Annotated in this window: 8 protein-coding genes and 1 CRISPR repeat array; of the genes, 1 reads left to right on the top strand and 7 read right to left on the bottom strand. The window is 60.9% G+C overall.

What is annotated here, in order from left to right:
• Nucleotides 1-133: 133 nt before the first annotated feature.
• The 7 genes from HMPREF9081_RS02340 to HMPREF9081_RS02310 all read right to left on the bottom strand — a co-directional run bounded on the left by HMPREF9081_RS02340 (nucleotide 134) and on the right by HMPREF9081_RS02310 (nucleotide 9,155).
• Entirely contained in the window at nucleotides 134-1,639 is a 1,506-nt protein-coding gene (locus HMPREF9081_RS02340) for a UxaA family hydrolase (protein WP_006305333.1), read from the bottom strand.
• Nucleotide 1,640: 1 nt separating this feature from the next.
• A complete protein-coding gene (locus HMPREF9081_RS02335; protein WP_006305332.1) occupies nucleotides 1,641-3,101 on the bottom strand; it encodes a tagaturonate reductase in 1,461 nt (486 codons plus the stop codon).
• A gap of 23 nt (nucleotides 3,102-3,124) precedes the next feature.
• Nucleotides 3,125-4,165 carry a zinc-binding alcohol dehydrogenase family protein gene (locus HMPREF9081_RS02330; RefSeq protein ID WP_006305331.1) on the bottom strand — a complete coding sequence of 347 codons (1,041 nt, stop codon included), beginning with the start codon at nucleotides 4,163-4,165 and terminating at the stop codon, nucleotides 3,125-3,127.
• Nucleotides 4,166-4,422: 257 nt separating this feature from the next.
• Complete coding sequence (locus HMPREF9081_RS02325; RefSeq protein WP_006305330.1) at nucleotides 4,423-6,261, bottom strand: sigma 54-interacting transcriptional regulator; 1,839 nt, start codon at nucleotides 6,259-6,261, stop codon at nucleotides 4,423-4,425.
• Between the two features lie 24 nt (nucleotides 6,262-6,285).
• Nucleotides 6,286-7,578, bottom strand: a complete 1,293-nt coding sequence (locus tag HMPREF9081_RS02320) for a TRAP transporter large permease (RefSeq protein WP_006305329.1) — start codon at nucleotides 7,576-7,578, stop codon at nucleotides 6,286-6,288.
• Nucleotides 7,578-8,060, bottom strand: coding sequence for a TRAP transporter small permease (locus tag HMPREF9081_RS02315; protein ID WP_006305328.1), 483 nt, complete (start codon nucleotides 8,058-8,060; stop codon nucleotides 7,578-7,580). Before HMPREF9081_RS02315 ends, HMPREF9081_RS02320 begins: the two co-directional genes overlap by 1 nt.
• Before the next feature lie 84 nt (nucleotides 8,061-8,144).
• Nucleotides 8,145-9,155, bottom strand: coding sequence for a C4-dicarboxylate TRAP transporter substrate-binding protein (locus tag HMPREF9081_RS02310; protein WP_006305327.1), 1,011 nt, complete (start codon nucleotides 9,153-9,155; stop codon nucleotides 8,145-8,147).
• 445 nt (nucleotides 9,156-9,600) lie between these two features.
• On the opposite strand from HMPREF9081_RS02310, the gene HMPREF9081_RS02305 reads away from it, so the two are divergent.
• A complete protein-coding gene (locus HMPREF9081_RS02305) occupies nucleotides 9,601-10,962 on the top strand; it encodes an alanine/glycine:cation symporter family protein (RefSeq protein ID WP_006305325.1) in 1,362 nt (453 codons plus the stop codon).
• A 199-nt stretch (nucleotides 10,963-11,161) separates the two neighbouring features.
• Nucleotides 11,162-11,485: direct repeats of the CRISPR family, unit length 33 nt; unit sequence ATTTCAAAACCACATCCCCGCAAGGGGACGGAA.
• Between the last annotated feature and the right edge of the window lie 120 nt (nucleotides 11,486-11,605).

The following is an 11,605-nucleotide window of genomic DNA, read 5'->3' as shown; positions in this document are numbered from 1 at the left end:
TTATGGCATCGTAGCTTCCCCCGCCAGAGCGGGGGAAGTGGCGAGCGTAGCGAGCCGATAGGGGCGTTCGTGCAACAGCCCCTTATCAAACCTTCTTTTATTTTACCATAGATATGCAATAGTCATGCATACGTTAGAGCGTCACGCCGTCCTTGAAGATCGCGAGATCGTGCTTGTCGAGTGCCTCGGACTTTGCGTGCGCGCGCCCCGAGGCGATGTCGAGCAGGAGGTCGAGGAAGTCTGCCGTGACCTCCCTCATCGACGCGCCCTCGAGGATGCGCCCCGCGCTGAAGTCGATCCAGCCCGATTTGTAGCTGGCGAGATGCGGATTGCTCGCGATCTTCACCGTGGGCACGGGACAGGCGAACGGGGTGCCGCGCCCCGTGGTAAAGAGGACGATGTGTGCGCCTGCCGCCGCGAGCGCGTTCGAGGCGACGAGGTCGTTGCCGGGTGCGCAGAGGAGCGAGAGCCCGTGCTCCGTCACGCGGTCCCCATAGTCGAGCACATCCACGACGGGCGCAATGCCGCCCTTCTGCACGCAGCCGAGGGACTTGTCCTCAAGGGTCGTGATGCCGCCCGCCTTGTTGCCGGGCGAGGGGTTCTCGTCGACCTTCTCGCCGTGCCGCATGAAATACTCCTTGAACCCGTTGATGAGCTGCACGGTGTCCTCAAAGACGCGCACATCCTTCGCGCGGTTCATCAGCAGCGTCTCCGCGCCGAACATCTCGGGCACCTCGGTGAGAATGCTCGTGCCGCCCGCCGCGACGAGCTCGTTGCTCGCCTCGCCGACGAGCGGGTTCGCCGTGATGCCGGAGAAGCCGTCCGAGCCGCCGCATTTCAGCCCAAGCACGAGCTTTGCGACGGGCTGCGGCGTGCGTGGGATGTCCCGCACCGCGCGCGCGATCTCCGCGACGAGCCGGGTGCCCGCCTCGATTTCGTCCGAAACCTCCTGACAGAGCAGGAACTTCACGCGGCGCTCGTCCACATCGCCGATCAGCGCGCGCATCTCTCGCATCTCGTTGTTCTCGCAGCCGAGACCGAGGACGAGCACGCCGCCCGCATTCGGGTGCTGCACGAGCGCGGCGAGGTACTTCTGCGTGTTCGTCATATCGTCGCCGAGCTGCGAGCAGCCGTAGGGGTGCCCGTAGGCGTAGATGCCGTCGATCGTGCCTTCCTTGTAGATCTGCGCCTGCTTTTCGATTGCCTGCGCGATGGCGTTCACGCAGCCGACCATTGGGATGATCCAGATCTCGTTGCGGATGCCCGCCCTCCCATCGGGGCGTGCATACCCGTCAAAGGTCTTGCCTGCGAGATAGGTGTGCTGCGCAGGATCCCAGTGCGGCGCCTTCTCCGGCTCGTAGCGGTAGTCGAGCAGATCGCCGAGCTTTGACTTCACGGTGTCCGTATGCAGGTGCTCGCCGACGGCGACATCGCGCCGCGCCGTGCCGATGGGGAAGCCGTATTTCAGCACGTCCTCGCCCGCGCGGATGGGGCGTATCGCCATCTTGTGTCCGGCGGGGATGACGGTCTGTGCCGTGTAGGAAATGCCGCCAAGCGTGACCGTCTCGCCCGCCGCGATGTCCGCGAGGGCGACGGCGGCGTTGTCCTGCGGCTGTATCTGAAAGAGTTTGCCCGCCATCTTACGAGACCTTCCCGAGCTCTTCGATGTGCGCCTTTGCGCCGACCGCAGCGATGCGCTCGAAATGCTCCAAGACCTTCGCCTCGAGCCCGTCGATCTCGGTCAGATCCTCGCCCCAGAAGTCCTCTGCAGCGAGCGCATTGTGCACGTAGTCCTTCGCGGGGAGCGCCGCCCACGCAGCGAGACGTTCGAGCTTGTCCGCATCGTCGTGAATCTCGTACGTTTCCGTGCCGCGATGTCCGATGAGGCAGTTCTCGCCCCTGTCCGTCGTGTGGTAGAACGCGAGGAGCGCGGCGAGGGAGTAGGTGAGCCACTTCGGCAGCCTGCCCGTGTGCTTGCGGCTGTCCCTAAAGGACGGCAGGACGCGCGCGCGCCACTTCGAGATGGAGTTGAGCGAGATGGAGAGCAGCGCGTGGTGGACGAAGGGGTTCTCGAACCGCTCGAAGACCGCCGCCGCGAACGCGCGCGACTCCGCCTCCGGGAGGTGCACCGTCGGGACGATCTCGCCGTAGACGGACTGGTCGAGCTGGGTGCGTACGATGGGATCCTTCATGCAGTCGCCGACGTAGTCGAGCCCCGCGAGGTAGGCGCCGAGCACCATCGAGGTGTGTGCGCCGTTGAGGATGCGCACCTTGCGCTCCTTGTACTTCACCACATCGTCGGTAAAGATGGCGTGGAATTTACTGGAGGCAAGGGGCAGTTCTTTTTCGAGCGCGGGGTTCCCGATGACCCAGAGGGAGAACGGCTCCGCCTGATTCAGCAGCGCATCGCGGTAGCCGAGCTCCTCCTCGTACGCCGCCGCCTCTGCGCGCGGGTAGCCGACGACGATGCGGTCGACGAGCGTGTCCGCGAAGCTGCATGCGGTGTCGAGCCATGCGGCGAAGTCCGCGCCGAGGTTCCAGAGCTTCACGTATGCTAGGACGCAGCGCTTCAGCTCCTGTCCGTTGTTCTCGATGAGCTCGACGGGCAGCATGTGGAGCCCCTTGTCCGCAGCGCCCGCAAAATGTCGGAAGCGTGCGTAGAGGAACTGCGTGAGCTTTGCGGGGAATGCCTTGGGCGGCTTATCCGCAAGGGCGCACGCGGGATCGTAGACGATGCCCGCCTCCGTCGTGTTGGAGACGACGAAGCGCAGGGAAGCGAGTTCGGCGAGCTGCATGTAGGCGTCGTAGTCGGCGTAGGCGCTCAGGACGCGGTCGACGCATTTGACGACGCGGTTCTCCTTGTACGGTGCACCCTCCTGCTGTCCGCGCAGGCAGACGGTGTAGAGGTTCTTCTGCGCGGCGAACTGCGGGCGTTCCCCTGCGATGGGGATGACGATGGCGACGCTCGCGTCGAGTCCGTTTTCCTCGTTCGCCACATCGACGGCATAGTCGACGAAGGCGCGGAGGAAGTTGCCCTCGCCGAACTGCATGATGCGGACGGGGTGCGATTCGGGGCTGTAGATCTCCTGTATTTCTTTCATGGCAGACGCTCCTTTCCTCTATCTTACTCCGGATCGGCGAAGTGGATGACGACCTTGAGCATGGTGTCGGCGTGCTCCGAGAAGTCCTTGAATGCCTGCGGGCCGTCCGCAAGCTCGTACGTATTTGTGACGATCTTCGTGATGTCGATCTTGCCCGACTTCACGAGGTCGATGAGTTCGAGGAAGTCCTTCTTCAGCGCGTTGCGCGAGCCGTAGAGCTTCAGCTCCTTCTTTTGGAGGAGGGTAAAGTTGAAGTCCGCGTTCCGCTTGCCGACGCCGACCTGCACAACGCGCCCGCCGAACGCGGCGGCATCGACGCAGGAGAGGAAGGTTGCGGGCAGCCCCACCGCCTCAATCGTCACATCGAAGCCGTTGCCGCCTGTGATCTCCTGCACCTGCTCGGTGAAGTGCTCGGGGGAGTCGTTGAGGATACGCCCCGCGAGGCCCATGATCTGGACCGCATGATCGAGCTTCTTTGGCGCGATGTCCGCGATGTAGACCTCGGCGCCCGCCGCCTTTGCCGCCGCTGCCGCGAGGACGCCGATCGTGCCCGCGCCGATGACGAGCACCTTTTCGCCCGGCTTTATGTCCGCGTGACTCGCGCCGTGGTAGCTGATGCAGAACGGCTCGATGAGCGCCAGCTGGAGCGGCGAGAGCCCCTTGCCGTCGTAGATGCGCTCGACGGGCATCGTGATGTACTCCGTGAAGGCACCGTCGCGCTGCGCGCCCATGGTCTCGTTGTGCTCGCAGCAGTTGACGAAGCCGCGCGTGCAGGAGTAGCAGGTGCCGCAGTTGAAATACGGGTTGCAGGTGATGATCTGCCCCGCGTGGAGGTGATATTTCTCCGCATCGGCAGGATCGATCGCGACGATCTGCGCCGAGAACTCATGCCCCGGGATGCGCGGATAGGACGCGTAGGCGAACGTGCCGCGGTACGTGCCGAGGTCGCTGCCGCAGATGCCGCCGTAGAGGACGCGCAGCAGTGCCTCACCCGCCTTTCGTACGGGCTTTTCGGTCTCGAATATCTCCGCCTCTCCGGGCTGATTGATACGAATGCCTTTCATATTGAAAACTCCTTATATGGTTCGATTGTAAGTCTTATATAGCCTTACATGCTCCACGCGAACACCTCGTTACGCAAACGGTCGCGTGCTCGTCCGCCTAAATACCGGCGCACTTCTTAAACGCGCTTCGCTTGAACGAAAGAAGTACGCCGGGGGCGGGTCGCACGCTCGTTTCCGTTTGCTCCACTAAGGTTCGCTTAGGAGCAACGTAAGGCTTGTTTCCCTTCGTCCGTAGCCTCTGTTAAAAAGTCTGTTTATTATACTTCCCGCCGCAGACGTCGCCAGAGCGTCACACGGCTGATGCCGAGCTTTGCGCAGGTCTCGTCCGGCGTATAGATCTCGAGCATGCGCTCGATGAGTGCCAGCTCGACCTCCTTCAGCGAGAGTCCGAGCGGGATCTCGATGGTGTCCCTCTGTCCGCCCATGCGGCGCGCGCCCAGCAGCTCATCCAGCTGTGCGGCGTCCGGTGCCGCATCGCCGAGGCACGCAAAGACCTCGGCGGTGTTGCGCAGCTCGCGGATGTTGCCCGGCCAGTCGTAGGCGAGCAGGCGCTCGCGCACGCTGCGGCAGATGAAACGGTCGAAATCCTCCTGCGGTGCGTAGCGTGCAAAGTAGTGGCGCAGGAGCGGCAGGATGTCCTCGCGCCGCTCGCGCAGGGGCGGCAGCTGCACCCTGAGGACGTTGACGCGGTAGTAGAGATCCTCGCGGAACTTGTTGTCCGCGACAAGCGCGCCAAGATCCTTGTTCGTGGCGCAGATCAGGCGGATGTCAAGCGCGATGATCTTATCATCGCCGACACGCATGATCTCGCGCTCCTGTAGGACGCGCAGGAGCCTCCCTTGGATGTCCGGCGGCAGCTCTGCGATCTCATCGAGGAAGATTGTGCCGCCGTCTGCCATCTCAAAGAGCCCCTTTTTCCCCGCGCGCCGCGCCCCCGTGAACGCGCCCTCGACGTAGCCGAAGAGCTCGCTCTCGATGAGCGACGGCGGGATGGAGGCGCAGTTCACGGAGACGAAGGGCTTCTTTGCGCGATGACTCGCATTGTGGATGCTCTGTGCCATGCCCTCCTTGCCCGTGCCCGTCTCGCCGAGGATGAGGACGTTCGCGTTTGTCCGCGCGAACTTCTCCGCGCGCGCGATGACCTCCTTCATGCGCGGCACCTCCGTGAGGATGTCGGGGAAGTGGATCTTCGCGTAGAATCCCTTTTGATAGAGCGAGGAGCGCACCTTCTGCTCCTGCTTGGAGATCGCCTCCGCCGCGTGGAAGATGAGCACCGTGTTCTCGCGGCGGTTGCGCATCCCCACGGGCACCATGCGAAAGAGCGCCTTGCGCCCGTGGATCGTCACGAGCCGCTCGCCCGCATAGTCCTTGATCTCTGCGTCCATCACCGCGGTGAAATCTCCGGGCAGACTGCCGCCGAAGAGCACATTTGCCTCCTCGTTGAAGAATGCGGGGCGCTCCTGCTCATCAAGCACGACAATGCCCTCGTCGATGTTCCCGATGACCGCCTCAAGGCGTTCGAGCTGCAGCGACTCTTTGCGCTTCGCGTCAAGGATCTTGAGCGCGTCGTCGATTGCCTTCTCAATGGACTTCTCGCTCGTGTCGACGTAGGCGCTTGGAATTTTTGCCTCCTCCGCCACGCGCACGGCATAGCGGCAGCCCGCGATCCCATCGACCTTCTTCGTCTGCGCGAGGCTCTTGACCGTCGCCTCGATCTCCTCGTAGGTGTCGCAGGGACGGACGAGGATGTCGAGCCCCGAGAGCGAGAAGTTCTGCGGCGCCTCAAAGAGGATGTTGCCGCGCATGACGACCGCGACCCGCCGCATCCCCGCCGTATCGAGGGAGGCGACTGCCGCGAGGATGTCGTTGAACGAGGTCGTGACCTCCACGACCGTGCGCCCGGGGAGCTTTTTGACCTCCTCGGCAACGCCGCCGCGGCTGATGATGACGAAGGGTTCGGGGTAGGCGAGCACAGCCGTCTGCACATTTTTGTCATCCGCCGTGATGACGGGGATGTCCAGTCTCCGCCGCCGGATGATGCGCTCGGCTTTCTGTGCGATGTCCGCTGCCGGCGCGGCAAAGAGGATGAGTGACATGAGGCTGTGCCCCCCTTTCCATGATTATAGACCGTAGACGAAATTGATGAAGCCGGAGCTGAAGACCGGGAAGATCGTGAGCAGCGCGAGGCAGACGATGAGGAGGATGTAGAACGGTACCGCCTCCTTGATGAAGGCGCTCATCTTGCATTTCGTAATGCCGCAGGTCACGAACATGAGCGTGCCCATCGGCGGCGAGAGCGCACCGATCGCGAGGTTGAAGATGAACATGATCGCGAACTGGTACTCGTTGATGCCGAAGTACGCGGCGATCGGGGCGAGCAGCGGCACGAGGATGATCATGGCGGCGTTGCCCTCAAGGAACATGCCGACAATCAGCAGGAAGATGTTGACGACGATGAGGAAGAGCGCAGGGGTTTCGAGGAATGTGATCATCATCTGCGCGAGCTCCTGCGGGATGCGCTCCTTCGTCAGGATCCACGCGAACGTCGATGCCGCACCGATGATGATCATGATCGACGCGGAGGTCGTTACCGTCTCGCGGATGCCTGTCAGCACATCATGAAGACGCATTTCGCGGTAGATGATACCGAGGAAGAGCGAGTACATGATGGCGACCGCGCCTGCCTCCGTCGGCGTAAAGAGTCCGATGCGGATGCCGCCGATGATGATGATCGGCAGGCACAGCGGCAGGAACGCCGCCTTGAGTGCCGTGAAGAACTCATCGGGCGTTGCGCGCTCGGTGCGGATGGGCTTGTATCCGCGCCGATGGGAGATGATCGAGACGAGGATCATCATTGCGATGCAGAGCAGAATCCCGGGTCCCACGCCGCCGACGAAGAGCTTGCCGATGGAGAGATTCGCGATTGAACCGTAGATGATCATGGCGATGCCGGGCGGAATCAGCGGCGTGATGATCGCTGAGGTTGCCGTGACGACGGACGAGAATTCGAGTGAGAAGCCGCGCTTCGTCATCTCGGGGACCAGCATCTTTGCCTCCATTGCCGCATCCGCGAGGTTCGAGCCGGAGAGCCCGCCCATCAGCGTCGAGAGCAGGATCGCGACCTGTGCAAGACCGCCCACGAACGTGCCGAGGAGGACGCTGCAGAAATTCATGATGCGCTTCGTCACACCCGTGTAGTTCATGAAGACGCCCGCGCAGACAAAGAACGGGATTGCGAGCAGCGGAATGCTCTCCGTGCCCGCGATGACGCGCTGGACGAAGATCGTGCCCGGCAGATTCGGCACCATGAGGAAGTAGGTCACGCCGCCCGCGAGGACGGAGACAAAGACCGGCACGCGCAGAAAGAGGAGCACGAGCAGCACGATGGCCGCGAGCATAACGGTACTTTCCATCACTGTGCCTCCTTCCGATGGTGCAGGATCACACGCGTGTAGTTATACATCATCAAGAGGCAGCCAATGGGGACGACCGCGTAGATCGCCGCGTAGGGGATGCCAAGGATGTTCGTCGTGCGCCCCATCGCCGCCATTGAGAGGACGATCTGCACGCCGTAGTAGAGGAAGAATACAAAGATGAGCATGGAAATGGCGTAGCCGCCGATCTCCACGACGCGCGCCGCCTTCTCCGGCATCCGCTCAACGAGGAGCTCAATCGCGACATGGCTGCCCGAGCGAAACGCTGCGCCGACGCCGAGGAATGTGATCCAGACAAAGCACGCGAGCTGGAACTCCTCCCCCCATGCGAAGGGCATACCGAGGAAGTAGCGTGCGAAGACACCGACGAACGTCACGAGGACGAGCACCGAGAGCGCAATTCCTGCGATGATGTAGTCCAGATTCGCGAGCACACCCTGCCTTTCGTGGTTCGCTTCCATAAAATCTCTCCTTTATTTCTCATGAAGTCTCTGTGATATAAAAGCGCGCCACCGCAGCGGCGCGCCCTTACGCATCGGAACGTCTTACTTCATTGCGGCTTTGACCGTGTCATAGAGACCGCTCGACCAGCCGAAATCATTGCCCGTGTAGAACTTCTGCGCCGCGTTCTTGAAGCCCGCAAGCACCGTCTCCGACGGCTCGACGATCGTCACGCCCTCGCTGCGGAACTTCTCAAGCACATCCTTCTCGGAGGCCGCCTGCTTCTCGTTGTTGTAGAGACCCGCCTCCTCGCACGTCTCGACGAGGAGCTTCTGCTGCTCGGGCGTCAGGCTGCTAAAAAACTGTGCACTGCAGACCAGCGTCGTGAAATTCTTGACATGACCGTCGAGGATGAGATACTTTGCGACCTCTTGGAACTTGCCGTTGTAGAGCACGGGCAGCGGATTCTCCACGCCGTCGATCGTGCCCTGCTGCAGCGCCGTGTAGGTGTCGCCGAGCGGCATCGGAGTCGGCACTGCGCCGAGCACCTCGAAGCCCTTGACCTGAATCGCGTTGTTCGGCACGCGAATCTTGAGCCCCTTCAGATCCTCCACGGAGTTCACGGGCTTCGTCGTCAGCGTGTGACGCGCACCATAGACCCAGTTCGAGCCGAGGATCTTCAGACCCTTGGATTCGAGCTCCTTGCTCTTGTCGGTGTACCACGGACTCTTGACGAGCTTCCAGCACTCATCCCAGTTGTCGAAGAGAAAGGGGCCGAAGACAATGCCGAAGTCCTTCACGCCGCGATCTGCGTAGAACGCGCCGTCCGCGAGCGTCACCACCGGCTGCCCCGCGATCATCTGATCGATGAGGTCATTCTTGCTGCCGAGCTGGCTTGAGGGATAGGTCTCGATCGTCATCGTCCCGTTCGACTTCTGCTCAAGCAGTTCCTTCCACTTGTTCACGCCCTGATCGAACGGCTCGCCCGGGTTGTTCTCGTAGCCAACCTGGATGACGATCTTGCCGTCCTTCGACGCGGACTGCTGCGTGCCGCAGCCTGCGAGCATGGCGATCGCGAGAAGCCCGCTCAAGAGACCAACTAGAATACGTTTCATGATGTGATTTCCTCCTTTGATTGTGCCCGTTCTTGAAACATAATTGCTTCTGCCTATTCATAGCGCAAGTTCCGTGCCAAAATCTTGCAGATCGAATTAAAATTTATTGTAAAATAAAAATATCGCATGACGACGCCGACTTACGACCAAAAATTTTTTCTGTCACCGAGAAATACGCACATATCGGAAAAGTATTTCAAATGGAAAATGTAAGATATTTCAGATTGGAACCCAGAGCTTTTCTTATTGAAAGAAAAAGATGATTTATTCGTTTTTGAAATAGAGAATTGATATCTTTTGTGCGCAGACATCTCATTCGCCGTTGAGCGTTCATTTTACTTCATTTCGGTGATTATGTAAAATCAAGCATTTCATGTATACATGGACATTTAATACTTTATCATGGTAAAATACCACCATATTTTCATTTTTGGAGGTATGTGACATGGAATCATTTCTTCCTATGCTGAATGCGATCGACTCATTTCTCTGGGGCATTCCGCTCATCACGCTGCTCGTGGGGACGGGCATCCTGCTGACGATCCGACTCTCGCTGCTGCAGGTCGTGCAGCTGCCGCGTGCGCTCGGGCTGATCCTCCGCGCAAAGAACAAGGGCGCGGGTGACATCTCGAGCTTCAAGGCGCTCTGCGTCGCGCTTGCCGCGACGATCGGCACGGGCAACATCGTCGGCGTTGCGACGGCGGTCAAGGTCGGCGGCCCCGGTGCGATCTTCTGGATGTGGATGGCGGCGTTCTTCGGCATGGCGACGAAGTACGCCGAGGGCCTGCTCGCCGTGAAATACCGCACGACAGACGAGCGCGGCGAGATCGCGGGCGGTCCCATGTACTACATCCGGCACGGCATGGGCGAGAAATATCGTCCGCTCGCGGGCTTCTTTGCGGCGGCGACCGTGCTCGTCGCGTTCTTTGGCATCGGCACATTCCCGCAGGTCAACGCCATCGTCGACTCGGTGGAGCTGTCCTTCGGCGTCCCGCGCATCGCGACGGACATTGCGCTCACGGCACTGATTGCGGCGATCACGATCGGCGGACTTCGGAGCATCGCCGAGGTCTCTGCGCGCATCATCCCCTTTATGGCAGTGCTCTACATCGTCATCTGCGCGGGGATCATCCTGATGCACGCCGCTGAGATCCCCGCGGCGATCGCGCTGATTTTGGACAGCGCGTTCACCGGCACGGCGGCGGCGGGCGGCTTTGCCGGCTCGACCGTCATGATGGCGATGCAGAACGGCATCGCGCGCGGCGTCTTCTCGAACGAGTCGGGTCTCGGCTCGGCGCCGATTGCGGCAGCGGCGGCAAAGACGAAGGAACCCGCCGAGCAGGGGCTGATCTCCATGACGGGCACGTTCATTGATACCATTATTATCTGCTCCATGACGGGACTCGTGCTCGTTCTCACGGGCGCATGGCACGGCGATACGGCGGGCGCGGCAATGACGGGCGCGGCGTTTACGAGCCTCTACGGCTCCATCGGCGGCGCACTCCTCACCGTTTCGCTCGCGCTCTTTGCGTTCACCACGATCCTCGGCTGGAACTACTACGGCGAGCGTGCCGTGTTCTACCTCGCGGGCATGCGCGCCATCCTGCCGTACCGACTCGTTTTCATCGCGCTCATCGCGTGCGGCGCGTTCCTAAAGCTCGAGGCGATCTGGGTCCTCGCCGACATCGTGAACGGGCTCATGGCGATCCCAAACCTCATCGCCCTCATCGCCCTCTCGGGCATCGTCGTGCATGAGACGAAGCATTATCTTGAGAAAGTGCGGCGTGGCGAGCGGGTGCGGCGGTAAGTCGCGCAAATGCACAGGAAGCGGCTTGCACGGCGGGCGGCTCTGTGCTATACTGTAGGGGAGATCCGCGCCGCACGTAGAGCCGTGCGGGATATAGCTGTTTATAGAACGTATTGCCGTACGGAAAAGAAGGGGAGACACATCCGCGCCGCAAAACGGCAGATTGAGCCGCGCGGCGCAAGACTTCCCGAGGCAAGGAATTTCAAAACCACATCCCCGCAAGGGGACGGAAACTTGCGTTACGGATAGTGCAATCACGAACGCATGAGAAAATTTCAAAACCACATCCCCGCAAGGGGACGGAAACCTCCTCCACACTTACACCACTGAAGGTAAGGTGTAAATCATTTCAAAACCACATCCCCGCAAGGGGACGGAAACCACGTTGTCGATAATGATTGTGTCGTACATGGTAATACATTTCAAAACCACATCCCCGCAAGGGGACGGAAACTCATACATGGACGTGAGAACGCGACTAATTTTAGTAATTTCAAAACCACATCCCCGCAAGGGGACGGAATGTGCGAACCCCAGCCTCCCCTGCCGCAGCGGGGGAGGGGGACCATGCGAAGCATGGTGGAAGGGGCGCCTTGAACGATCTGCGCATCTCCATCGTGAGAAAGGCACATCCGCTGTAAGC

The sequence above is a fragment of the Centipeda periodontii DSM 2778 genome (assembly GCF_000213975.1).
Lineage (GTDB): Bacteria > Bacillota > Negativicutes > Selenomonadales > Selenomonadaceae > Centipeda > Centipeda periodontii.
This window is presented reverse-complemented; position numbering and strand designations above follow the sequence as displayed.

Coding starts and splice junctions, on each gene's coding strand:
- HMPREF9081_RS02340 (WP_006305333.1), bottom strand. CDS start 1,639: ATGGCGGGCAAACTCTTTCAGATACAGCCGCAGGACAACGCCGCCGTC.
- HMPREF9081_RS02335 (WP_006305332.1), bottom strand. CDS start 3,101: ATGAAAGAAATACAGGAGATCTACAGCCCCGAATCGCACCCCGTCCGC.
- HMPREF9081_RS02330 (WP_006305331.1), bottom strand. CDS start 4,165: ATGAAAGGCATTCGTATCAATCAGCCCGGAGAGGCGGAGATATTCGAG.
- HMPREF9081_RS02325 (WP_006305330.1), bottom strand. CDS start 6,261: ATGTCACTCATCCTCTTTGCCGCGCCGGCAGCGGACATCGCACAGAAA.
- HMPREF9081_RS02320 (WP_006305329.1), bottom strand. CDS start 7,578: ATGGAAAGTACCGTTATGCTCGCGGCCATCGTGCTGCTCGTGCTCCTC.
- HMPREF9081_RS02315 (WP_006305328.1), bottom strand. CDS start 8,060: ATGGAAGCGAACCACGAAAGGCAGGGTGTGCTCGCGAATCTGGACTAC.
- HMPREF9081_RS02310 (WP_006305327.1), bottom strand. CDS start 9,155: ATGAAACGTATTCTAGTTGGTCTCTTGAGCGGGCTTCTCGCGATCGCC.
- HMPREF9081_RS02305 (WP_006305325.1), top strand. CDS start 9,601: ATGGAATCATTTCTTCCTATGCTGAATGCGATCGACTCATTTCTCTGG.